Raw genomic sequence first — 23,721 nt, 5'->3', positions numbered from 1 at the left:
GGATAACCGCTGCGCGGTTTCCGGGATGACGAAACAGGGGACGGCTGCAGACCCGGGCCCGCACGGCCCTTGAGCCTGACTGACGCTCGTTGCTAATCAGGTCGGCCTTTTGCGGCCCGAAAGACCGCTATCCGTTCACGGGCAAAACCCGTTTCACTGGCGCCCGGCTGAACTCGAGGCTACGGGCCCCGCGGCCGGGTCTGCTCCACGAATTCCGTGGTGAATCCTTCCAGTTCCGCATCCTCGATCAGCCCTTCGCGGCGCAGGCACCGGAACTGATCCAGCGCCTTCGAGCGGGCATGGCCATCGAAGAGGAACGCCAGCCGCTTGTCACACTCGCGCACGTGCTGGTAAAGATCCAGAAAGCGTTCGTGGTTCGACCGGTCTTCCTGTTCCATCGTCGCCCGGCAATCGGCCAGGGCGCGCTCGCAGTAACGTTCCAGTGCGGTTTTCTTCAACTGGCTGAACCGTTTCCAGTCCGATTCCTTGATCATCCCGGAGGCCTCCTGAAATTCGACACGTCAGGTGGTCAGGGAGACGCGCCCCAACCGGGCGGAAATGATGCAGTGGTCGCAGCCGCCCCGCCAACCTTATCGGCGATCGCAGATCGCGGTCAGGCGCCCGTCCACCGGCTCGGCGGTCATGCCGGTATCGACGAACCGGCCCTCGGCCTGCAGTTCGCCACCGTCAATCCGGATCAGCGGCTCGCGCGCACCGCCGGCGACGCTGATCCACTGCTCGCCCATGCGCGTCCGATTGGCCTCCAGCACCTCGCCCCCCGCACGGACATCGCCAAACTGGGCCGAAATCGAATGCGTCAGCATCCCGGCGACCTCGTTGCGCGACGCAAACACCCGCAGCGGACCGCGATCGGTATCGGCACGCGCCACCAGCGTCTGGTAGCGATCATCCGCGTCACCGGAGAAATCGCAGACCTCCATCTCCAGCGCGTATTCCTCGCCATCCAGGACCAGGTTCGCGGCCTCGGCCGCTTGCGCATTCACGGAAACCAGAAAAACGGCCAACACCGACAGCAAACCGCCAGGCAATACCAGCGCACGACGCATGCGGGAACTCCTTTGCAGGGATGGGTACGGAAGGGAAGCTTACCCCATTCCACTGCGCACCCCCCGAGGCCCGGCAGGGGGTCGCGCTCAACCGCTGGCGCTGGGCCGATCGGTGCTTGCGGCCGGACGTGCATTCCCTTCCCCCGGAATCTGGTCCATATTCACATGACGCAGTCGCTGAGCAGGGCCCCGTTCGCGGGCCGGTCGGGCGTCGGGGCGGAGGGCGATGCAGGAATCCTTCGGCAGCACAGCAAGCGCGGACGCCGCCGAGCGCCGCGAAGGGCAGCGCGTGCAGCCCGAACGCATCGCGACCTGCCGCCTGCAGCTGCACCCGGGCTTCACGCTGGACGACGCCGCCGAGGTCGTCCCCTATCTGGCGCGGCTGGGCATCTCGCACGTGTATCTCTCGCCGATCCTGCAGGCGGTGCGCGGCAGCACCCATGGCTACGATGTCGTCGACCCCTCCCGGGTCAACGACGGACTCGGCGGCGAGGCGGCGCGCCAGCGCCTGTGCGCGGCGCTGGAGGCCGCCGGGATGGGGCTGGTGCTGGACATCGTACCCAACCACATGGCGGTGGCCGGAGACCAGAACCCGTGGTGGTGGGATGTGCTGGAGAACGGGCCGTCCAGCCGGTTCGCGATGCATTTCGACGTGGACTGGGAGTCTTCGGAGGAGCGCTGGCCCAACAAGGTCCTGCTCCCGGTGCTGGGTGATCATTACGGCCGCGTCCTCGAGGCCGGCGAGATCCGTCTGCAATACGATGGTGGACTGTTCGATCTTGCCTATTACGAGCACCGCTTCCCGCTGGATCCATCCTCGCTCAATGACCTGCTCGACCGCGCCGGTCGCGCCACGGGCATCGAGTTTCTGGGCTTTCTCGCGGAATCCTGCGCACGCCTCCCGCAGCCCCAGCTCACCGGGCGCGACTCGGTAGCACGCCGGCACCGCGACCAGGGCGTCATTCGCCAGTTGCTGGACGAAATCACCCGCGACGACCCGGCGGCCGCCGAGGCCATCGCGGCCGAGGTGGCCCGGATCAACGCCGATCCCGATGCGCTGGATGCCCTGATCGAGAAGCAGAACTACCGCCTCGCCTGGTGGCGCACGGCCGGACGCGACCTCGGCTACCGGCGGTTCTTCGACATCAACGACCTGGCCGGACTGCGCCAGGAGCGGGAGGACGTGTTCCGGGCCGTGCATGCACTGCCGGTGCGCTGGGTGGCGGAAGGCGCGGTGCACGGCCTGCGAGTCGACCATCCGGATGGCCTGCGCGATCCCGGGCAGTACTTCAGCCAGTTGCGCCGCGCCTGTCCGGGCACCTGGATCGTCGCCGAGAAGATCCTCGAGCCCAACGAGTCGTTGCCGCGCGACTGGCCAATCGCCGGCACCACCGGCTACGACTTCCTCAACCGCGTGCAGGGGCTGTTCGTGGACCCGGCCGGCGAGGCCCCGCTGACGCGGCTGTTCGAGGAACTCACGGGCGAAGACGCCGACTACCCGGGGCGGGTCTACGAATGCAAGCGCCTAGTGCTGAAGGACCTGCTCGGCAGCGAGCTGAACCGCCTGAGCTCGCTGTTCGTGGCGATCTGCGAGCAACACCGGCGCCACCGCGACTACACCCGCCACGAGCTGTACCTCGCCCTGCTGGAGGCAGCCGCCTGCTTCCCGGTCTACCGCACCTACCTCGCCCCGCGCGAAGGTGGCGTGACGGCGGCCGACATCGCCCGCGTCGAGACCGCGATCGAGCAGGCCGCCGCGCGCCGCCCGGAACTGGACAGCGAATTGCTGCAGTTCCTGCGTGACCTGCTCCTGCTGCGCATCCCCGGCGAGCACGTGACCGAGCTGGCCCTGCGCTTCCAGCAGCTGACCGGCCCGGCAATGGCCAAGGGCGTGGAGGATACCGCGCTGTACCGCTACCACCGCCTGACGGCCCTCAACGAGGTCGGCGGTGACCCCGGTCGCTTCGGGATAGCGGTGGACGAATTCCACGCGGCCAGCGCCCGCGCCCGGACGCTTCACCCGGAGGCGATGCTGACCACCTCGACCCATGACACCAAGCGCAGCGAGGACGTGCGCGCCCGCCTGCTGCTGCTTTCGGAGATCCCGGAGGCATGGGCCACAGGCGTGCGCGGCTGGATGCGCCAGAACGCTCGCCACCGCAACGGTGAATGGCCGGACCCGGCGATCGAGTATCTCTACTACCAGACCCTGGTGGGCGCCTGGCCGATCGACGTCAAGCGCATGACCGCCTACATGGAAAAGGCCGCACGCGAGGGCAAGCTGCAAACCAGCTGGACCCAACCACAGGAGGACTACGAACAGGCCCTGCGCGCGTTCGTGGCCGGGACCCTGGGCGACCCCGGGTTTCGCGAGGCGCTGGAGTCGTTCGTGCGGCCGCTGGTCGCTCCCGGCCGCACCAACAGCCTGGCGCAGACGCTGATCAAGCTGACCGCGCCCGGGGTCCCGGACCTCTACCAGGGCAGCGAGCTGTGGGACCTGAGCCTGGTCGATCCGGACAACCGCCGCCCGGTGGACTTCGCCACGCGTGCCCGGCTGCTGGAAGATCTCCAGCACCTGACCCCGGCGCAGATCCAGGCGCGCGCCGACGAGGGCCTGCCCAAGCAGTGGGTGGTGCAGCAGACCCTGGCCCTGCGCCGCCGTCACCCGGAATGGTTCGACCCGGATGCCGCGTACACCCCGCTGCGCGCCAGCGGCGAACGCGCCAGTCACGTGGTCGCCTACCTGCGCGGCAACGGCGCCCTGGTTCTGGTCCCGCGCCTGGTACTCGGACTCGCGGGCGACTGGCGCGACACCCGGCTGATGCTGCCCCCCGGCACCTGGCACAGCCACCTGTGCGGCGCGACGTTGCAAGGCGGCGAGCATCCGGTCGCGGAGATCCTGGCGGCGTTTCCGGTGGCTCTCCTCGAACGCGAGCAGGCCGCGCCATGACGACCGTGCGCGTGTGGGCCCCGGAGGCGAATCGGGTCGAGCTGGAGTGCGTTGACAATCGCATGCCGATGGACCACCAGGCAGACGGCTGGTGGTCGCTGGAGACAGAGCAAGTGGTGCACGGCAGCGACTACGCCTTCCGCGTCGACGGCAACGGCCCGTTCCCCGATCCGCGCTCCGCCTGGCAGCCCCAGGGCGTGCACGGCCCGTCGCGCTGGCTGGACCATGCCCGCTTCGACTGGCACGACGCCGGCTGGCAGGCGCCGCCGCTGGCCGCGGCGGTGATCCAGGAGATCCACGTCGGCACCTTCACCCCGGCGGGCAGTTTCGACGGCGTGACCGAGCGCCTGGACCATCTGGCCGAGCTCGGCGTGACCCATCTGGAACTGATGCCGGTGGCGGAGTTCCCCGGCGCGCGCGGCTGGGGCTACGACGGGGTGAACCTGTATGCCCCGCATCACGCCTACGGGGGCCCCGAGGGTCTGAAACGCCTGGTCGATGCCTGCCACCAGCGGGGCCTCGCGGTGCTGCTGGACGTGGTCTACAACCACCTCGGCCCGGACGGCAACTACCTGGCACAGTTCGGCCCGTATTTCACCGACCGCTACCAGACCCCCTGGGGCGAGGCGGTCAACCTCGACGGGCCCGACAGCGATGCCGTGCGCCGCTTCTTCATCGACAACGCCCGGATGTGGCTGCGTGACTATCACCTCGACGGCCTGCGCCTCGACGCGGTGCACGCGATCGTCGATACCTCGGCCACCCATTTCCTCGAGCAGCTCGCCGCCGAGGTGCAGCGCCTGGGGCGCGCGCTCGGGCGGCATCTGGTGGTCATCGCGGAGAACGACCGCAACGACCCGCGCGTGACCCGGCCGGTCGAGGTCGGCGGCTATGGCCTGGACGCGCAGTGGAACGAGGACTTCCACCACGCCCTGCATGCCCTGCTGACCGGCGAGTCCGACGGCTACTACGCGGACTTCGGACAGCTCGCGGATTTCGCCCGGGTGCTGACCCGGGGCCTCGCCTACGACGGCCGCTACTCGCACTACCGTCGGCGTACCCACGGCCGCCCGGCATCCGACCTGCCCGGGCGGCGCTTCATCGGCTGCCTGCAAAACCATGACCAGATCGGCAACCGGGCGCGCGGCGACCGCATCGGTGCGGAACTCGCCCCCGGCCTGCTGGAGATCGGGGCCGCACTGGTGCTGACCAGCCCCTTCGTGCCCCTGCTGTTCCAGGGCGAGGAATGGGCGGCCACAGCGCCGTTCCTGTATTTCACCGATCATGTCGATGCCGAGCTCGGGCGGGCGATTCGCGAAGGCCGCCGGCGCGAGTTCGCGGCCTTCCTGCGCGATCCCCGCGACATCCCCGATCCACAATCCCGCGAGACCTTCGTACGCTCCCGGCTGAACTGGGACGAGCGCGAACGCGCACCCCATGCCCGGATCCTGCGCTGGTATCGCGCGCTGATCGCCCTGCGCCACACCCACTGGACCTTCGCCGATGACCGCCTGGAGTCGATCGAGGTGCGCTTCGACGAAGCGGCGCGCTGGCTGGAGATACAGCGGCCGGGGCTGCTGCTGGCCTGCAATCTGACCCCGGCCCCGCAGCGCCTGCACTGCCCGGGGGCCCGGGGGCTGCACAGCCTGTTGTGTTCCGATGCGGGTATCGTGGTGGACTCGGATCGCCTGACCCTGCCCGGCGAATCCGTGGTCATCCTGGGGACTGACCGATCCACTTGGGCCACCTTGCGTGGCGAGGGAGTGATGCAGTGACGCTGTCCGACCGTCCCGTACAACGCATCGACGGCTACCTGCCCATCGAAGACCACGGCCTGATCGGGAATTGCACCACCGCCGCGCTGGTCGGCCGCGACGGCGCCATCCCCTGGATGTGCGTGCCCCGCTTTGACTCCGAGCCCCTGTTCTGCGCCCTGCTGGACCAAAAGCGCGGTGGTGCCTTCCGCGTGGCCCCGGAACCGCTGATCGCCTCGCACCAGCGCTACATCCCGGACACCGCCGTACTGATTACCGAGATGACCGGCCCGGAGGGCCGGGTTCGCATCACCGACTGCCTGCCCCTGCGCGCGGGGGCGGACCTTTCCGAGGACGCCCCCGCCGGGCGCAACGAGCTGCTGCGCCGGATCGAGGTGCTGGAGGGCCGGGTACGTCTGCGAGTGCAGATCGCGCCCCGCGGTGGCGCGACCGTTGCGCCGCATGGCGCCGGCCTGCGCCTGGCCCTGCACCACCAGCCGGAGCTGGACCTGGCGCTGAACACCTCCCTGCCACTGGAGGCGCTGGACAGCCTGCATGAACTCGAGGCCGGCGAGCAGCATCACCTGCTGCTCGGTTGGGGGCCGCACACGCACCGGTTCCAGGCCCGCACCCCGCAGGAACTGCTCGAGGCCACGCTGCTGGTCTGGAGACGATGGATGCGGCATTTCGATTATGAAGGTCCCCGGGAAGAGCTCGTCCGCCGCTCGGCGGTCACCCTCAAGCTGATGGACTACACCGCCACCGGGGCGATGATCGCGGCCCCCACCTCCTCACTGCCGGAGGCGATCGGCGGCCCCCGCAACTGGGACTATCGGTACGCGTGGATCCGCGATGCGGCGTTTTCGGTCTATGCGATGAGCGATATCGGCATGACCCACGAGGCCGCCGGTTTCATCGGCTGGGCCCTGGACGCGGTCGATCGCGCAGGCTGGCCACGGGTGCTGTACGACGTGGATGGCCAGCTCCCGCAACCCGAGCGCAGCGACCCCGAACTGGAGGGCTACCGCGGCTCGGGCCCCGTACGCTGGGGGAATGGCGCGGTCGAGCAGCGCCAGCACGACGTGTTCGGCGAGATCCTCGACTGCGCCTGGCGCTGGGTCCGCTGGGGCGGCACGCTGGACGATCACCTGTGGGGGCGCCTGCGGCGCCTGGTCGAATCCGCCAACACGGAGTGGAAAAACCCCGACCACGGGATCTGGGAAGTGCGCACGGCCGGGCGCCCCTTTACCTACTCCGCCGCCCTCTGCGCGGTCGCGCTGGAGCGCGGTGCCGCGCTGGCCGAGACCAATGGCATGGAAGGCAACAGCGCCCTCTGGCGGGCCGAGGCGCGGCAGATCCGCGAAGCGATCCTGGAGCAGGCCTGGGACCCCGAACTCCAGAGCCTCACCGAGCATCTGGGTGGCGGCGGCATCGACGCGAGCCTGCTGGCCCTGCCGGGACGCGGCGTCATCCCCCCGGATCACCCGAAGATGATCGCCACCACCGAGGCCGTCGTGCGACGCCTGGGTGCCGGAAACGGCCTGCTTTACCGCTATCTGCCGGAGGAATCCCCGGACGGGCTGCCCGGACACGAGGGCGCGTTCGTGCTGTGCAGCTTCTGGCTGGCCGACAACCTGCTGGGTCAAGGTCGCCTGGACGAGGCCCAGGCACTCTACGACTCGCTGTGCGAACGCAGCAACCACCTGGGCCTTCTGCCGGAACAGATCGACCCGGCCAGCGGGGCCTTCCTCGGCAACTTCCCGCAGGCCTTCAGCCACGTCGGCCTGATCGCGACCGGCATCCGGCTGGGCAGGGTCCAGAGAAAGAACTGACCCCGGGTGCACCCGCATGGGTCCAAGTCCCATCAGGGCGGCGTTGCATTCGACAACCTTGACGGCGCGAATGCCCGAAAAAATCCATGTTTCCCTAGAATTTGACCCGCAGAGGCAGGCGATCCACGCGCCATATCTCCGGCAATTCGGAGACCGGCTCAACAATCACCGGGACCGCGCTCTCGCCTCCACCCAGCCCCGACCGGAAGGCCGCCGGAAGCCGATCGGCCGCCCCAACGGTAGCTGTCACAGCAGCCCTTCGCCGCTCACCATCCGGAAGGATCAGGCTGACCTCGCGCCCCGGTTCCAGCCGCCGCTCCAGGTGGCGGGGCTCCACATACGCCACCACACGAAGCCGCGTCCCGCTATACCGCAGCAGGGGCGTGCCGACGGCCACGAATTGCCCTGGCTCTACCAGGATCTCCGTCACCACGCCATCCAGATCGGCCGTCTTGACCAGTTGGCGGCTTTCCTGCCGCACCTCCGCTCGCTCTCCGAGGAGGTCGTCATGTCGTAACTGGAGACTTTCCGGCCAGGATTCCACCGCATCACCCCGCGGGACACGCGCCAGATTGCCTTCCAGCTCGGCGAGACGCTCCTCCACGCGTGCCCGCTCCGCGCGGACCGGAAGGAGTTCACCACGACCCGCCGCCCCCCTGTCGATCAGGCGCTCCAGACGGCGTTCCTGCGCACGGAATTCGTCCAGGCTTTGCTGGAGCAGTTCGATCCGGCGCTCGAGGTCCGCGCCCTGTTCCTGCCCGGAAAGCCCCACCCGCTCGCGCATGCGCTCGAGGTCCTGTTCGATCTGCCGACCGCGGCGTTCCAACTGCGGACTGTGCTGTCGCACGACCACTTCCCCCCGGCTCACGCGGTCCCAGGGCTCGACGGCGATCGATTCCACAAAACCCGGAACCTCGGCCAGCAATTGATGCTGGGGGTACCAGACCAGAGCCGGGACCTCGGTCGATATGGCGTCGTTGACCAGCGTGTAAAGGAAGTACAGCACCGGGCTGGCCACCAGCAAAAGGATCAGATACCAGCGCAGCCGGAACGCGACCCGACGGGCGGGCCCGTAGCGCACCTTCATGCCGCCATCCTGATCTGACCGCCGGCGGCCGGTGGCATCAAAGCGAATCTTCATGGGCCCACATTTCCCTCAGGTACGAGTAGCTCTGGATCGCCACCGGAAGACGGAGGTGGTCCAGCCGTTCGGTCGCAGTGTCGAGAGTGCTCAGCATCGCGTCCCAGCCGTGATGGAACCAGCTGTTTTGCGGCGAGAGGATCGACTCCACACTCTGAGCCAGGGTGATCGTGAGCCCCGGCTTCCGCGCGAGCACGGGTTCCAGGCGGTGGACCATCCCATCGGCATGCGTCACGTAGGTCATCAGGGCAAGCTCCGTTGCCCCCACCTCGGCGAAGTCGCAAGCCAGGCAACGATCCGGGCCACCAAAGTCGCGCGGATGGGCACTCAGCCCCACCGGCCACGGGGAGGCTTCGACTGCGGCAGCGACCGTCTCCAGCCACTCCTCAATGAGTTCGTCACGCTCGTAGCCATGGCTGTCCAGCTGGTCGATCTCGATGTCCAGGTGCAGATCGGCGAAGTCGACCCCCTTCAGACGCTGGATGATACGGACCAGGTCATCCCGCGCTTCGGGCAACACCCAGGTGGGCTCGCCGAGCAACAACCCCACATCCACCTGCCGCTGCCGCGCCTGATGCAGGAAATCTGCCAGCACACCGGGATGCTCGCTGTATCGATCGATCTGTTCGCCATCCAGCGACAGCCATACACGCTCCACGCCGGCGCGGCGCAGCAAGCCCCAGAACTCGGGATCCTCGCCCTGAATGACGGGTTCGCTATCCCACAGATAGATTCGCCCCGCGTAGGGCAAGCGGGCGTCCGTTACCGGATCGCCGCCCAGCGTGGCGCGCGCCTGCCGGATGGGTTCCATTGGCCGGGGACGATCGCTGGCCAGGAGGTCGCAACCGATCTGCGCGCGCCAGACCTCCAGCGCGCTGTCGAGCCAGCCTCGCGCGGCCTGATAATATGCCTGCCGAGCGGGCATCACCTCTTCCCAGGGGACGCTCACACGGCTCTCCGCCCGTTCCTCCACCACCGCCAGCGCATGAGCCGCCGCTTCCATCTCCTGCAAACGGGAATCCAGTCGGCGCGAATGGACCTCCAGGCGCTGCCGCGCCAGATCCCTGCGCTGTTCTACGGCCTGGGTGGCCGATGTACGCTGGTGCCGGAGCTGCCGCTGTTCAGCCCTCAGTTCTCTCTGCAGGGCGTTGTCTCCACCCAGCGCGCGCAAGGGCACGGAGACGGACCAGACAACCTCCAACCCACTCCCCAGGCGACTAACATCGTCTTCGTAACTCGAGCTGTAACGCAGTTGGAGGTTCGACCGCACCGCGTGGAACCGGGTCAGGGACTCACGCTCCTCGACTGCGCGCAACTCTTCCTCCACCGCCAGGACTTCCGGTGCGGGGTCCATCCCGGGAGTACCGCAAGTCGCCTGGTGTGGATCAAACCATGCTGAGGTTGATTCCAGAGTAACCGGCCGGCCCAGGAGATTTTCCAGCTCCACCCGGGCCTCGTGCTCGTCCACCCGAGCCTCGTCCACGTCCAGGCGCGCGGCATCCAGGCTGCGCCGCAAACTCGCCGCCTCATCCGCGCGAATCAGCCGTTCGTCCCCGCGTTCCGCAAGGGTCCGTTCGAGATCCGGCTCGACGCTCAGCAGCGCCTGGCCCAGGGACTGGAGCTGGCGAGCATGCCAGACCCGCGCGTAGGACTCGGCCACGTCACGGCTCAGGGTCTGCAATGCTTCCTGATACCGGTACCAGGCGGCACCGGCCTCCCCACGGGCCTGCCATTCCGCCCTTCGCTGCTGTTCGTCGGTGCCCAGCAGCGGACGCTGTATCCCGATCGAACCGCTGGTGCCGCGATATCGCCGATTGAGCCCTTCGACCACCGGTTCGCGGTAAACCCCAGCGCCAGCGCTTCCGAAGAGCTCCCAGCCACCCTCCTGATGCCGGCGCTCCCGCAAGGCGTCCGCCTGCTCGAACGCGGCTTGCTCGGCCAGCAACGAGGGTGCCTCTTCGACCGCATCCAGCAGCCGGGGCAGGCTCTCCGCGCTGGCCATGACCGGCAGCCCCGCCATCAGCATGCACCCGAGCAGTATCCCGCCTCGCATCGCCATTACCGCTTGCTCTTGCGTAGTACCCACCAGGGGGCCATGGACGACTCCTGGCTCGAATGACGCCACCACTCGTTAATGATGGCGACCAACGACCACACCCGCATGCCCAATGCGAAAAAGGGAAACACGGGAATCAGCCAGGCCAGGCGGAGATCACGCCCGCGGCGTTCCGAAATGAACACCAGCGCGGTGATGTACATCAGGGCCGTCAGGATCGCGTAGAGCCCCATGATCAGTATGAACGTGGCCAGCACGACACCCGGATCGGCCATCACCACCAGCCACAGGGTGTACAGCACGATCAGCACCGGCATCACCATCTGGAACAGCATCCCGTACCAGACGCCTATGATTACATTCCACCAGCCCATCTGGCGCGGCGAAAAGGCGTTGCGATGCTTTCGCACATACATGAAGAACAGGTCCCCGTCCCAGCGCAGACGCTGTTTCAGGAATCCCACCAGGGTATCCGGGACATCTGTGTGCCCCATCGCCTGGGGTTCGAAGGGGATGTAGAACCCCGGGTGACGGCCAAAATACTGCTTCAGCCGCAAGGTCAGGTCGAGATCCTCCGCCGACCCCGTTGTCCACCCGCCCACTTTACGGACAAACTCGGTCCGGAAGACCCCGAAGGCACCCGAAATATTGTTGATGCCGCGGAACTCACCCAGGCCAACCTTGGCCAGGTGAATGGTGATCATATACTCCAGCGCCTGAAGGCGGGTCATCAGGTTTTGATTCCAGTTGCGAACGCGCAACGAGCCGGCCATGGCGATCACATTAGGATCGCGGAAATGGCCCGCTGCATGCAGGGCCATGCTGTTGTCGAACGAGGTATCGCCATCCACTGCCATCACGATTTCCCCGCGCGCCAACTGAAGCCCGGCGTTCAGCGACGAGACCCGACCACCCCGGGGTACCTTTGGCAGGATGATCAGCCGGCGGCTGGCGTAATGCTCTGCCTCGGGCTGGATATCGCGAAGCGCCTGCATGGTGGCCAGATTCTGATCAGCGCCATCCACCACCGCGATGATCTCGATCTGCCCCGGGTACACCTGCTCCAGCAGCGTGCGAATCGTCCCCTGTACCGACCGGCCTTCGGCATAGCACGTCACAATGCAGGTGATCCGCGGTGTGTACGGGTACTGGGTAGGAATCGCATAGATACGTCGAGTGTAGTGGCGCAGCACACCCAGCCAGATCATCAGGTTCAGCGGCAATTCCAGAAACACCACGAACGGGATGAACATGTACGCCAGCGTGAGGGCGTCCGACTCCAGGAACAACGTAGCCAGCAAGGCCCCGGCCTCGGTCGGAAGCGAAAGCATTTCGTTCATTGCGACCGCGAGACCAGTCGCGCCATGACCGCAGCCGCATCCTCGGCTTCCGCCATGCCCATAGAAGATTCGTGATACACGTTTCCGAGACGCCCCACATCCACCTGGGACACGACATCTTCCAGCAGCTCTCCGAGCCTTTTGGCCAGCACGTCGACGCCGCTCGCGGTCGTTTGTGGCAGAAACAGCCAGATGCGGTCGTCACCGGTACGGGTCATCAAATCCGTGGACCGAACCAGGGCCTTGACGCGTTCGGCGAAGGTGTCCACCAGTGCCACACCGCGCCCATGACCCAGCGCATCGATGACCCGGGCCATGCCGTTCAAATGCAGCAGGATCAGGCCAAATCCGATCTCGTCATGACGCTGCCGCAGCTTCAGCGACCAGTCCACGAAGAACTCGAAGTGTTCCGGCGCCACATGGTTGATCTCGTCGAAGGCTCCGTAGAGATCCCGCAGCTCCCCTGTCCGGGCCAGTAACCGCCCAGCCTCCGATAACCGGTAGCGGTAAATCCCCATGGGCTCAAGTTCATCGGGGTCATGGGCCTGGCCACACCCCATGCAGCGCGCCAGCACGCGGCCCTCCATGAACATATGCTGGCAACTGCCGCAGACGTGATTCTCCAGTGGTCGGTCATAGTCCTCGCCAATATGACGCAGGACCGCCGAACAGTTCGGGCACCGCAGCATGCCGCCATCCTGGAATAGACGCTGCGGCCCCACATGCCCACAGGCGAAGCAATGCAGTCCGGGCTCGGTGCGTATGTCGAGCGAGTCGCATTCCGGGCACACATCAACAAAACTCAGGTGCCCTTGCCGGCATCCCGGGCAAAGGCGTACGCGGTCGACCAGCTCCACACCTTCGAGAAGACGGCGTTGGCGCACCCCCCGCAACCAGAACTCGGGCGTATCTTCTTCGAGCAAAGCATCTAGGAGCGGATAGCGATACAGCTGCTGGGCATGCCAGTCCCGCACCGGCACCAGATGCAGGCCCGGGTGACTCCACAGCAAAGCCAGAAGCACTTCATCCTGACTCCGGGGGGGCCGCCCGCCATTGGCGGTTTCCAGGCGTGCTGCACAATCCACGATACGCTGGGAGGGCTCATCTACGGAGTGAAAGGGACCGTCGGACAGGGCCCGCGTCTCGGCATCGGCGTCGCCATGCAGCCAGAGCAACCGCATTCGGTCCTGTGGATGACACCGTAAGGCCCGCGCCACGGCTGCGGTGTCGGGCAGCGCATCCGCATCGATCACGAAGGCCATCATGCCGGCTCTATCGATCCGGCTGGCCTCGTAATCGGCTACGGTTTCGAAGGCGGTACATGCAAGCCCCGTTGCCAGTCGCTCCGCCAGCCCCGACTGCCGAGTAAAAACCACCAAATGGGGTGAAGTGCTTTCCCGTTGTGCCGACCCGTTTGTCATCCGTCCCGCCAGTCATGGCCCGATTGGGCGCCGTCCCCTGCCGTACGTTCAAGCGCCACGCCGGAAACGGGGCCACCCGACCGCGCGGTGTTTGCGCAGAAACGTGACGAGTATCACACACTGGTCATGCCGGAATACAGCCACCCCTCACAGAAAGCCACTAATCGAGAGGGAGACCGCCTACTCTTGCGAGCCCCAAAAGGCCGGGCACGGTCGCCCCGTGAAGACTAGTCGGTCGGCATCATCGAGGAGTGGTGGTGGACGATCTTCCACTCGCCGTCGCGGTTTTCGTAGACGAAGGTGTAGCGCGCGGGGACGTCCTTGGTCTCGCCGCCGTCGGTGACGCGGAAGGTATAGGTGCCGGCGTCGGTCAGCTTGTTGCAGCCGAGCTTCACGTTGCGGGTGTTGATCGTCCCGAAGGGCTTCTTCTCGAGGAAGTGCTCGAAGTAGTCCTGGATCTCGGCGTGCGTGGTTCGCGGGACGTTGGAGACCGTCGGCAGCAGGACCGCGTCCTCGGCATAGCGCTCGGTGACCTTGCGCGCATCCCCGGTCTGCAGGGCGTCGTTCCAGCCCTCGAACAGCTCCTCGGCCAGGCGGCGGGTCGCGGGGGCGCAGACCACGCAGCTCTCGTTCGGCGGGGTGTCGATGGCGCCGAACGCCGGATCGCCACCCGTCCCGGTCACCGGGTGGTGCTGGTCGCGATGCGAGGCGCTCAGGCTCAGGCGCGCGCGCGGCGACTCGTCGGCATTGATGAACTGGGTGCCGCTGATACGCGGCCGGCTGCTCGTGGTCACTGACTGATCTCCGCATACGGCCATTGCCGGCCGGATAAAACGTGAATTATAAGGGACCCTGGAGGGGCTGTCAGGGCGCCGGTCGCGGGCCGCCTGATCAGCTCGCCTGCGCCTTGAACGCGGCCAGCAGGTCCTCGACCTGACCGCGCACCCGCGCCTCGTCCTGGATGGCAAAATCCAGGAAGGTCTGGGCCACGACCGACAGAACCTTCTGCCTGGGGTGGACGATGTGCCACTGGCGGTGGATCGGGAAGTGCTCCACATCCAGCAGCGCGACCGGCCCCCCGGCCCCTTCCGCGCTGAGGGTATGCAGTGACAGCACCGCGATCCCCAGGCCCCCGATGACCGCCTGCTTGATCGCCTCGTTGGAGCCGAGCTCCATGCGCACGGTCGGGTTGATGCCGTGTTCCTGGAACAGCTTGAGGGTTGCCTCGCGGATGCCGGAACCCGGCTCGCGCATCAGGAAGGTCTCCTGCTCCAGGCGTTCGATCGGGATGTTGCGCTGCCCCGCCAGCGGGTGGTCGCGGCTGGCCATCACCACCAGGGGGTTCGGCGCGAACGGATACACCGCGATATCGGTCAGCCGCTCGGGCACGTGCCCGATGATGTACAGGTCATCGTCGTTGCTGGCCAGGCGATCCAGCACCCGGTCGAAGTTGCTGACCTCCAGCGACAGCTCGATATCCGGATAGCGCTTGGCGAACTGCCCGAGGATCGTGGGCGCGAAGTACTGCGCCGTGGTGATGACCGCCAGGCGCAGGCGCCCGCGCTTCAGCCCGTGCATCTCCGCGAGCTTCATCTCGAGATTGGTCAGCGCCCCGAGCATCTCGCGGCAGGTGTCGTACAGCAACAGCCCGACCTCGGTCGGGAAGGCCTTGCGTCCGACGTATTCGAACAGCGGCAGGCCGAGCGCACCGGAGAGCTTCTTGATCTGGATGGAGACGGTCGGCTGGGTCAGATAGAGCTCTTCCGCCGCCCGGGTGAAACTGCCCAGGCGCACGATCGCCTCGAACACCTGCAACTGGCGCAGGGTCGCATGCCGGATCAGATGCGCGGGCAGCTCGGACTTCAACATCACCTGCGGAAGGCTGGACTCCTTCGGCGGTGTCGAGCTGCCCCCCGTCTTGGCCATGCGAGTACCGTGTGCGCCCTAACGGGTCAGGCCGGCGTACAGCATCGGCAGCTTTTCCGGGAGCCGCTCGATGTGGTCCAGCACCATGAAGTGCTGCGCACCGAAGATGCGTTCCACGTACTCATCGGCCTGCGGATCCAGGCTGATGCAGAAGCTGTAGACGCCGTTCTTGCCCACCTCTTCCACCGCGCGCTTGGCATCCTGGCGCAGGTACTGCGGATCGCGCACATCGGTATCCGCCGGCTCGCCGTCGGTCACGATCAGCAGCAGCTTTTTCTGCGTGCCCTGCTGGTGCAGCAGGTGGCCGGCGTGCCGGATCGCCGCGCCCATGCGCGTGGACAACTGCCCCTTCATCCCGGCCAGCCGCGCCCGGGCGTGATCATCGTAGGGGGCATCGAAATCCTTGAAGCGGTAATACTCGACATCATGACGGCCATCGGAGGCGAAGCCGTGGATCGCGAAAGGGTCGCCGATCTTCGAGATGGCCCCGCCCAGCAGCGCGGTGGCCTCGCGCGCCAGCTGGACCACGGTCGTCTCGCCATCGGCGAGGGGCTCGTTGGTGGACTCGGACAGATCCAGTAGCACCAGCACGGACAGGTCGCGCACCTGACGGATATTGCGGACGTAGATCCGCTCGTCCGGCTGGCGGCGCATGCGCAGATCGATCTGCGCCTCGACGAGGGCGTTCACGTCCAGTTCGTCGCCCTCGGCCTGCTTGCGCATGCGCTGCACACCCTGCGGCTGCATCGCCTCGATCAGGAACTTCAAACGCGAGATCAGCGGCTTGTGCTTTTCGTTGATGGCATCGATCTCTTCCACGTCGCCCTTCTTCGGACGCCGCTCCAGCAGGGTGACCCAGTGCGGCCGTTCCAGCTGCATCTGGTAGTCCCACTCGTGGTAGTGGTAGGGCAGCGAGATCGGCTCCTTGCCCTCCTGCTGGTTGATGCTTTCGTCTTCACCGTCGCGGAACCACTCAGTCGCCAGCACCATGATCATCTGGGCATCATCCCCGGCCCCGGGGACATCCAGGGTGTTGATCATCTCCATGGGTGTGACGTAGACGCGCTCCTGGTTCGAGCCGCTGGCCATCAGCGTCTCGAAGTCGTCTTCCTCGCGGCCGAAGGCCCAGATATAGCGGTTGTCATCGCGGTAGAGCACATCCGGGGCCACCTGCCGCGGATTCATGTAACCCTTTTCCGGAAACTCGGGCGCCAGGGCTTCGGCCAGCTCGCGCGCCAGACCCGCGGCCTCGAGGTCCTCCGCCCGCTCCGCCAGGGCCGCGCGCGCCTTGCCCACAAACGGGTGGTCGTCGCGGTAGTCGGGGTCCAGCAGGGCCCGCGCGGTGCGGGCCAGCAGCGCCTGCGGGGCGTCACCGTCATCCGGCGTCGCGGTGTGCAGGGGGATCCACAAGTTGCGCAGGCCGGGGAAGCCGCGCGTCGCCAGGCCCTCGACCCGTGCATCCTCGAACAATTCGGTCAGCACCCCGATAACGCCCCGCGGGGCCTCCTCCGGCTGCATCTCGCGGGTAAAGACCACGTGCGCCGCCGCATGCGCCGCCGCAGCACGATAGAGATCCAGACCGGTCAGACCCTCCCAGTCGTCGAAGGCGTCCGGCAGGAAGATCGTGAAGCCCTCGATGTAGGGCTTGTAGCCCTCGCGCGACTCGAAGTCGCCACTGGTGGGGCGCATGAAGAAGTCGCGCGCCCACAGAGAGCGCAGATAGAGGTTGATGCGGCGCTGGACATCCACGAACAGTGTCCCGCGGCGTTCCTTCTGGAACACCGAACGGGACTCCGGCGACTCCAGGCCGAAATAGGCAATCTGAGCCTCCAGGTCCGTGCGGTGGGCCTGCGCCCCCCAGCTCGCCCAGCGACGCAGCCCCCCCAGCGTGAGGTGGGAGAGGAGTTCGTCGAGGTGTTCCAGCATCGGGCGTACGCCGCGCGGCGCCTGCCCCAGCAGGTTGTCCACCAGGCGCAGATAGCCCGAGAACAAACCCTGGTCCCCCAGTCGCCGCGCGGCGATGGGGCTGGTGGAGATCAGCAGGGTGATAACCGCGGCACTGGTCTTGGAGTACATCTTGATCGCCGAGCTGACCAGCTCGCCGACCGCGTCCTCGCCCAGTTCCTGCGCCACATCCGGCGTCTCCTGGACGAAGGCGATCACCATCTCGGAGCCGCGCCCGAGCGAGTGCAGGCTGCGCGCCCCTTCCAGGTAGTAGCGCTTGAGGCCCGCGGCACTGAACGCACGCGAAGCCTCCTGCCACGAGGCCTCGAGCACCTCGGCCGCCTGTCCCCCGAGGTCTTCGAGGAGGTCCTGGTAGTCCTCCAGATGGATGCTCATCGTATCCCGCGCGGGCGTCTAGAAGAACGTCGTGACGGCGGAGTCGAGGGCGTCGCGCATGTCCGGGTCATCCGTGATCGGGCGCACCAGCGCCATACGGCAGGCGGCCAGCGGGGCCACCCCGTTGGCAATCAGCGATGCCGCGTACACCAGCATGCGGGTCGAGATGCCCTCGTCCAGACCGTGCCCCTTCAGGTTGCGGGCACGCTCGGCCACGCTGACCAGTTTCCCGGCCATGTCCTCGTTGATCCCGCCCTCGTGCGCCACGATGCGCGCCTCGGTCTCGTGATCGGGGTAGTTGAAGTCCAGCGCGCCGAAGCGCTGCTTGGTGGACTCCTTCAGATCCTTCATCAGGCTCTGGTACCCGGGGTTGTAGGAGATCACCACCTGGAAGTCCGGGTGCGCCTCCACCATCTCGCCCTTCTTCTCCAGGGGCAGGACGCGGCGGTTGTCCGTCAGGGGGTGGATGACCACGGTCGTGTCCTGACGCGCCTCGACGATCTCATCGAGATAACAGATCGCACCATGCCGTGCCGCCTGGGTCAGCGGCCCGTCCTGCCAGCGCGTTCCGTCGGCGTCCAGCAGGTAGCGCCCCACCAGATCCGACGCGGTCATGTCCTCGTTGCAGGCCACGGTGATCAGGGGCTTGCCCAGCTTCCATGCCATGTGCTCGACAAAGCGCGTCTTGCCGCAGCCAGTCGGTCCCTTGAGCATCATGGGCATGCGCACCGAATAGGCCGCCTCGTACAGCTCCACCTCGTCCGCGGTCGGCTGGTAGTACGGCTCTTCGGTGATCAGGTGATCGCGTAGTTCGTCCTGCATCTTTTCGACTCCTCAATCAGAAAGGCCGGGGCAAGCCCCGGCCGCCGGAACGCAGCCCTCAGTCGGGCCAGATCCGCTCGGGATGCAGTTCGGTTCCGGTGTTGTCCGCCTTGGGCGTCTTCTTTGCCGCCGGCTTATTCGCTGCGGCCGACTTCCGGCTGGTGGACGTGGACTGCGCCGATGCGCCGGACTTGGGCGTGGCGGCCGGCTTCTTCCGCGTGGTCGTGCGCTTGCGCGCCGGTGCCTTGCGGGTTGTGGTGGCCGCCTTCTTGGTGGCAGCGGTCTTGGTGCTGGCCGCGGCCCGCGGCTGGCTGCTCGCCGGCTCCTGGCTGGTGTCCTTCTGGGCCGAGGCTTCGGGCTTGGCGGCCGCGTCCTGGCTCTTATCCTTGTCCTGATCCTCGCGTGCACTGCGCACGCCGGCTGCCAGCTTGTCTTGCAGATTGCTCATTGCGACACCTCCTCGATGATGGCTTCGATCTCCGCCGCCGCGGCCTCGCCGGGCTTGCCCAGATCAAAGACGGAACAGCCCTCGAGCGCCGAGCGCCGATAGATGGCCCGCCGGCGCAGCGTCTGCTCCAGGGCGGGGATGTCGATCTCCATCAGTGCATGCTTCATCGCGCGCGACAGCGCACTGCGGACCTCGAGCTGATTGACCACGATAAACGGGCGCAGGCTGGGGTTCTTGAGGCGCGCCTCTTCCAGCCCCCGGCCCATCCGCACACTGCCCCACAGATCGACCGGAGACGGCAGTACGGGGATCAGCACCTCGTCGGACGCTGCAAGCGCGCCATTGACCGCACCGCCCTCCAGGGTCGGCGGGCAGTCCACCACGATGTGCTCGTAGTCCTTGCGCAGCGCTTTCAGCTCCCGATCCAGGGGCCCGGCCACCGCGAAGACCGATGCGGGGAACGGACGTTCATCCGAGGCCATGCGGGCCCACTGTGCGGCCGAGCCCTGCGGGTCGGCATCGACCACCAGGGTGCGACCCCGGCGCGCAAGCCCGGCCGCCAGATTCATGGTCAGGGTGGTCTTGCCGGTACCGCCCTTCTGATTGACTACCGCGATTACCCTCGAACCCACGCAACAGCCTCCTGCGGAAGGGGCCGGGACGGCCCCGGCCCGTCAAGTATGCCCCCGGCTCAGCCGGTGGTGGCAGCGGCCAGGCGATCGACCTCCAGGGCAAAGGCCTTGTCGCCCTCTCCCAGTTGCTCGCCGTTTCGGGCGTCAATCGTGATGTTCACGTACGTGGTTCCGAAGCTGATGTTCGGATGATACCCGTCCTGTTCGGACAGCTCGGCCACGCGGTCGAGAAACTCCCGGGTGATGCCGTAGCGCTCGAACGTGAACTGCTTGCTCATGGACGCCGAGGTCCCCTTGCCGGGCTCCCACCCGGCCGGAACCACCAGATCGGTATCCGCCATTGCCTACTCCGCTCGTCTTGCCGCGTCCGCGTGCATCACGCGGGACTGCCCTGGGCGTCGATCTCGCGCACGTGTTCCAGCTCATCCTCAAGGATGCTCTCGAACAACGCGGCATCGTCCACCGCGCCTACGCGCCGGCAGTAGACAGCAGCCTCGTCATACAGACGGACTGCCTCCATCTCCAGCTCGCGGTTGCGGGCCATCAGCTCGGCCATGGAGCGGCCAAGCCGGACCGGCGCCAGCTGGCTGCCGTTCGGGGCGACCCCGTAGTGAAACATGCGGGTCATGAAGCGATCCGCATGATCCAGCTCTTCCTGGGCATCCCGACGCAGGCAGTCGCTCACGTCATTCATACCCCACATCGCGGTCAGCCGCGCCTGGGCCAAGTACTGCTGAACCGCCGACAGCTCGTGCGCCACCGCGCGGTTCAGGTATCCCACGATCCGTGGATCGGACATGGATGTCGCCTCAGCTGGCCGAACCGCTGGCGGTCGGGGCCGTCGGCAGGATGCCTTCCACTTCGGAATGCACACGCGCAATGATGTGCGCGGCCACCAGGCCGTCACCCACGCGTTCGCAGGAATCCGCACCCGCACGCACGGCGGCGTTCACGGCGCCGGTTTCGCCACGGACCAGCACGGTCACGTAGCCACCGCCGACAAACTGACGACCGATCAGGCGCACTTCGGAGGCCTTGGTCATCGCATCCGCGGCCTCGATCGCTGGGACCAGACCGCGGGTCTCGATCATGCCAAGGGCCACACCAGAAATTTCGCTAGCCATCATCTACCTCTTCTTGAAAAAAGCCGCCGGGACCCACCGGGACCCGACGGCGTTCGACTACCGCGAGTTACGGCTTTTCCGGGAGGATGTTTTCCACCTCGGAATGGACGCGAGCAATGATGTGCGCGGCCACCAGGCCGTCACCCACGCGCTCGCAGGAATCCGCGCCGGCACGCACCGCGGCGTTCACGGCGCCGGTTTCGCCACGGACCAGCACGGTCACGTAACCACCGCCCACGAACTGACGACCAATCAGGCGCACCTCGGAGGCCTTGGTCATCGCGTCGGCGGCTTCGATCGCCGGCACCAGACCACGGGTCTCGATCATGCCGAGGGCCACACCAAAGTTTTCGCTAGCCATTACTCAACTCCTATCAAGCGTTACAGATGAATTACTTTTCAACCTGCTCGGGCAGGATGCTTTCCACTTCGGAATGCACGCGGGCGATGATGTGCGCGGCCACCAGGCCGTCACCCACACGCTCGCAGGAATCCGCACCGGCGCGCACGGCGGCGTTCACGGCACCGGTTTCGCCACGGACCAGCACGGTCACGTAGCCACCGCCCACGAACTGACGACCGATCAGGCGCACTTCGGAGGCCTTGGTCATCGCATCCGCGGCTTCAATCGCCGGCACCAGACCACGGGTCTCGATCATGCCCAGCGCCACACCAAAACGTTCAGTTGCCATTGTCTTCTCTCCTGGAGTTACAGTTTTTCAAAAAATGACGCTCACGCCGCCTTGCGGGAACCAGCAGAGCGCTGTGCATCGGTCTGGTCTCGTCCTGCCTCGTCCTTCGACCCTTCCGTCTTCTTTCCACCATCGTCCCAGTGGTCGATGATGCCGCCGATCGTCAGATCGGTCTGAATACTGTTGTCGTCCAGCGCGTAGCGCGCGGCCGAGCCACTGATGGTGAACACCCAGTTGCCCGGATGCGCCCCGACAGTGTCCACCGCCACGTTCAGGGCCCCTTTCTGGTCCACCAGCACGCGCAGCGACATGGTCTTGAGCCCGTCCACGCGACGGGTCACCACCAGTTCGTCCTGCACCTGCATGATTTCCATGGAGCTACTGCTCCTCCCAGTAATCGATGATCCCGACGATCGTCGCGTCACTGGGATAGGACTTGTCACCGGCCGCCTCACGTGCCGCCGAGCTACCGACTACGATCACCCAGTCACCCGGTACGCAGCCGACCGCGTCCACCGCGACGGTGCGCGGACCACCGGCCTTCTCCTGGACCACCAGCAACGGCCGGTGCCCCAGATCGCGGATGCGGTTGGTCGAAACCAGGGTCTTCTCAACCTTGCAGATCTTCATTCCCGTTCCCGTGTGCGTCAGGCGGCCAGCGGTTCCAGACGGCTTCCGCTACGCTTGTCGCGGATCACCATGTGGCAGCCAATCAGGCCCTTCTCTGCCAGGTCGCGATAGCGATCCATGATCTGGTCGCGGATGCGACGGCAGCGTGCCTCCACCCGTTCCCGCGATCCCGGCACCTTGCGGTCGTAGCGGTAATGAATCACCACCGGCACCGGCAGGCCGCGCTCGACATTCAACTTCCGAAAAATCTTGTTCACCCCGACGTCCGTACCTTCGGAGCCCTCTTCCATCGTCTCCAGGTGCGCGAAGTATGCGAAGTTGCGCACCTGCATCTCCTCGATCTCCTGGCCGACGATGATCACCCGTTCCCGGTGGCCCACGTCGGCGTAGTGCCCGCCGTGGTACCGCGCCACATAGTCGAGCTGCGAAATATTGTTCAGCAGCAGCCGCGAGATCAGCCGCAGCATGCCCTCGTGCGGGGCGCCGTTCCCGCGTCCCCAGCCCTGCTGGTGGATCGCATCCTGGATCGCCTGGTACACCCGCAGCGACGCCGCCTGTTCGTCCAGTCCCTGCGTCTCGCGGTACAGCTGCGCGCTGTCCACGAAGCGGTACAGGCTCATCCGCGTGTCGGCGTCCGGGATGTGGATCTTCACCGCATCCGTGTCCGTATCCACGCCGATCAGCAGCGTGTCCACCGAGGCCCCACAGCAGTAGGTGTTCTCGATCGCCTGGCGAAACGCGCGCAGCTGGTGCAGCGCGCCATCGGCCGCGTCGCGTTCGCTGTTTCCGTGCGCCGCGCAACCCTGATGCAGCGGATCCGCGCCACTGTAGTGGTAGGCCGCGATCTTCAGATAGCGGCTGGGGACATCGGCCGTCGTCGGCCGCCCCTCGCGGAAGCGCAGCAACTCGCGCTTAGTCCAGTGGCGCACATCCTCTTCGATGTCGAACTGCGCGCCGGCATAGCTCTTCACCCGTACCGCCAGATCCGGAAGGCGCAGGATGAAGCGCCGCAGGCCCAGCAGACGGCCATCGGAACAGGGCGAGATGTCCACCTCGTGAAAGTCGCAGTCGAGGAAATACGCGATCGCGCTTTCCGCCTCCGCGACCAGGTCATCCCGACCCGCCCAGTACTCGTTCACCACCTGGTCAAACAGCTCGAACGTCCCGTGCAGGTACAGCTCCCGCGTGTCCAGGTCGTTGATCCAGGCATCTTCCAGCGCCTTCTCCGGCAGGCGGTAACCCAGCTGCTCCTGCACAATCGCCTGGGCCCGTTCCTCGAAGTCGCGCTCGTGTTGCAGCGCGTGCACTTCCTTCAGGACCGGCACCAGCTGCGCAAAGCGCTCGCGGAACCCCCGTTCGAAGGCATGCAGCCGCTCGTTCATCGCCACATCCGCCAGCGGATGGCCCGGCTGCAGCTCCCGGGTCGCCTCCATACCGGCCGAGCCGGTCGGCGCCGCCGGTGGCACGGCGGAAACGGGCGCCGCCGGGGACGGGGACGCCGCGCGCGCAGCCACCGCCCGGGACTTCGCGAACCGCGAACCCGGGG

Annotated in this window: 23 protein-coding genes; 3 read left to right on the top strand and 20 right to left on the bottom strand. The window is 66.6% G+C overall.

Annotated features, from left to right (window positions below):
• Positions 1 to 179: 179 nt before the first annotated feature.
• Both F627_RS0103150 and F627_RS0103145 read right to left on the bottom strand, forming a co-directional pair.
• Positions 180 to 494 carry a hypothetical protein gene (locus F627_RS0103150; RefSeq protein ID WP_019583250.1) on the bottom strand — a complete coding sequence of 105 codons (315 nt, stop codon included), beginning with the start codon at positions 492 to 494 and terminating at the stop codon, positions 180 to 182.
• 96 nt (positions 495 to 590) lie between these two features.
• The gene (locus F627_RS0103145; RefSeq protein ID WP_019583249.1) at positions 591 to 1,067 is read right to left on the bottom strand and encodes a hypothetical protein; all 477 of its coding nucleotides are present in this window, start codon (positions 1,065 to 1,067) and stop codon (positions 591 to 593) included.
• Between the two features lie 226 nt (positions 1,068 to 1,293).
• On the opposite strand from F627_RS0103145, the gene treY reads away from it, so the two are divergent.
• Genes treY through F627_RS0103130 form a run of 3 tightly spaced genes read left to right on the top strand, consistent with a single transcriptional unit; the run spans position 1,294 to position 7,603 of the window.
• Positions 1,294 to 4,017, top strand: coding sequence for a malto-oligosyltrehalose synthase (gene treY / locus F627_RS0103140; protein WP_019583248.1), 2,724 nt, complete (start codon positions 1,294 to 1,296; stop codon positions 4,015 to 4,017).
• Positions 4,014 to 5,792, top strand: coding sequence for a malto-oligosyltrehalose trehalohydrolase (gene treZ / locus F627_RS0103135; protein WP_019583247.1), 1,779 nt, complete (start codon positions 4,014 to 4,016; stop codon positions 5,790 to 5,792). Before treY ends, treZ begins: the two co-directional genes overlap by 4 nt.
• A complete protein-coding gene (locus tag F627_RS0103130) occupies positions 5,789 to 7,603 on the top strand; it encodes a glycoside hydrolase family 15 protein (protein WP_019583246.1) in 1,815 nt (604 codons plus the stop codon). The genes treZ and F627_RS0103130 overlap by 4 nt, the downstream gene beginning before the upstream one ends.
• Positions 7,604 to 7,697: 94 nt before the next feature.
• Here F627_RS0103130 and F627_RS0103125 read toward each other — a convergent pair whose 3' ends face one another.
• From F627_RS0103125 to F627_RS0103030, 18 genes are all read right to left on the bottom strand, one after another.
• Complete coding sequence (locus F627_RS0103125) at positions 7,698 to 8,744, bottom strand: HlyD family secretion protein (protein ID WP_026332009.1); 1,047 nt, start codon at positions 8,742 to 8,744, stop codon at positions 7,698 to 7,700.
• Positions 8,728 to 10,803: a TolC family protein gene (locus F627_RS0103120; protein WP_026332008.1), complete on the bottom strand. Its 2,076-nt coding sequence runs from the start codon at positions 10,801 to 10,803 to the stop codon at positions 8,728 to 8,730. The genes F627_RS0103125 and F627_RS0103120 overlap by 17 nt, the downstream gene beginning before the upstream one ends.
• A complete protein-coding gene (locus tag F627_RS0103115; RefSeq protein WP_018876257.1) occupies positions 10,803 to 12,131 on the bottom strand; it encodes a glycosyltransferase in 1,329 nt (442 codons plus the stop codon). The genes F627_RS0103120 and F627_RS0103115 overlap by 1 nt, the downstream gene beginning before the upstream one ends.
• 5 nt (positions 12,132 to 12,136) lie before the next feature.
• A complete protein-coding gene (locus tag F627_RS17110; protein WP_231366584.1) occupies positions 12,137 to 13,405 on the bottom strand; it encodes a diguanylate cyclase domain-containing protein in 1,269 nt (422 codons plus the stop codon).
• A 383-nt stretch (positions 13,406 to 13,788) separates the two neighbouring features.
• Complete coding sequence (locus F627_RS0103095) at positions 13,789 to 14,355, bottom strand: SgcJ/EcaC family oxidoreductase (RefSeq protein WP_018876253.1); 567 nt, start codon at positions 14,353 to 14,355, stop codon at positions 13,789 to 13,791.
• Positions 14,356 to 14,452: 97 nt separating this feature from the next.
• A complete protein-coding gene (locus tag F627_RS0103090; RefSeq protein ID WP_018865985.1) occupies positions 14,453 to 15,430 on the bottom strand; it encodes a LysR family transcriptional regulator in 978 nt (325 codons plus the stop codon).
• A gap of 75 nt (positions 15,431 to 15,505) precedes the next feature.
• Positions 15,506 to 17,827 (bottom strand): nitric oxide reductase activation protein NorD, encoded by a 2,322-nt coding sequence (locus tag F627_RS0103085; protein ID WP_019583241.1) that lies wholly within the window; start codon positions 17,825 to 17,827, stop codon positions 15,506 to 15,508.
• Between the two features lie 18 nt (positions 17,828 to 17,845).
• Positions 17,846 to 18,649 (bottom strand): CbbQ/NirQ/NorQ/GpvN family protein, encoded by an 804-nt coding sequence (locus F627_RS0103080; RefSeq protein WP_018865983.1) that lies wholly within the window; start codon positions 18,647 to 18,649, stop codon positions 17,846 to 17,848.
• Positions 18,650 to 18,707: 58 nt separating this feature from the next.
• Complete coding sequence (locus F627_RS0103075; protein WP_019583240.1) at positions 18,708 to 19,097, bottom strand: hypothetical protein; 390 nt, start codon at positions 19,095 to 19,097, stop codon at positions 18,708 to 18,710.
• Positions 19,094 to 19,729 carry a ParA family partition ATPase gene (parA, locus tag F627_RS0103070; RefSeq protein ID WP_018865981.1) on the bottom strand — a complete coding sequence of 212 codons (636 nt, stop codon included), beginning with the start codon at positions 19,727 to 19,729 and terminating at the stop codon, positions 19,094 to 19,096. The genes F627_RS0103075 and parA overlap by 4 nt, the downstream gene beginning before the upstream one ends.
• A gap of 59 nt (positions 19,730 to 19,788) precedes the next feature.
• Positions 19,789 to 20,070 (bottom strand): 4a-hydroxytetrahydrobiopterin dehydratase, encoded by a 282-nt coding sequence (locus tag F627_RS0103065; RefSeq protein ID WP_019583239.1) that lies wholly within the window; start codon positions 20,068 to 20,070, stop codon positions 19,789 to 19,791.
• 35 nt (positions 20,071 to 20,105) lie between these two features.
• On the bottom strand, positions 20,106 to 20,528 hold the full coding sequence (locus F627_RS0103060; protein ID WP_018865979.1) for a bacterioferritin: 423 nt from the start codon (positions 20,526 to 20,528) through the stop codon (positions 20,106 to 20,108).
• A gap of 10 nt (positions 20,529 to 20,538) precedes the next feature.
• Positions 20,539 to 20,853 carry a BMC domain-containing protein gene (locus F627_RS0103055; protein ID WP_026181393.1) on the bottom strand — a complete coding sequence of 105 codons (315 nt, stop codon included), beginning with the start codon at positions 20,851 to 20,853 and terminating at the stop codon, positions 20,539 to 20,541.
• Between the two features lie 67 nt (positions 20,854 to 20,920).
• On the bottom strand, positions 20,921 to 21,214 hold the full coding sequence (locus tag F627_RS0103050; RefSeq protein ID WP_012982276.1) for a BMC domain-containing protein: 294 nt from the start codon (positions 21,212 to 21,214) through the stop codon (positions 20,921 to 20,923).
• A gap of 31 nt (positions 21,215 to 21,245) precedes the next feature.
• The gene (locus F627_RS0103045) at positions 21,246 to 21,545 is read right to left on the bottom strand and encodes a BMC domain-containing protein (protein ID WP_012982275.1); all 300 of its coding nucleotides are present in this window, start codon (positions 21,543 to 21,545) and stop codon (positions 21,246 to 21,248) included.
• A 41-nt stretch (positions 21,546 to 21,586) separates the two neighbouring features.
• Entirely contained in the window at positions 21,587 to 21,919 is a 333-nt protein-coding gene (locus tag F627_RS0103040) for a carboxysome peptide B (protein WP_017940627.1), read from the bottom strand.
• A 4-nt stretch (positions 21,920 to 21,923) separates the two neighbouring features.
• The gene (locus F627_RS0103035; RefSeq protein WP_017940626.1) at positions 21,924 to 22,175 is read right to left on the bottom strand and encodes a carboxysome peptide A; all 252 of its coding nucleotides are present in this window, start codon (positions 22,173 to 22,175) and stop codon (positions 21,924 to 21,926) included.
• A 17-nt stretch (positions 22,176 to 22,192) separates the two neighbouring features.
• Positions 22,193 to 23,608 (bottom strand): carboxysome shell carbonic anhydrase, encoded by a 1,416-nt coding sequence (locus tag F627_RS0103030; protein WP_019583238.1) that lies wholly within the window; start codon positions 23,606 to 23,608, stop codon positions 22,193 to 22,195.
• Positions 23,609 to 23,721: the final 113 nt, after the last annotated feature.

This window comes from Thioalkalivibrio sp. ALE16, assembly GCF_000381305.1.
In the GTDB taxonomy this organism is placed as follows: Bacteria; Pseudomonadota; Gammaproteobacteria; order Ectothiorhodospirales; family Ectothiorhodospiraceae; genus Thioalkalivibrio.
This window is presented reverse-complemented; position numbering and strand designations above follow the sequence as displayed.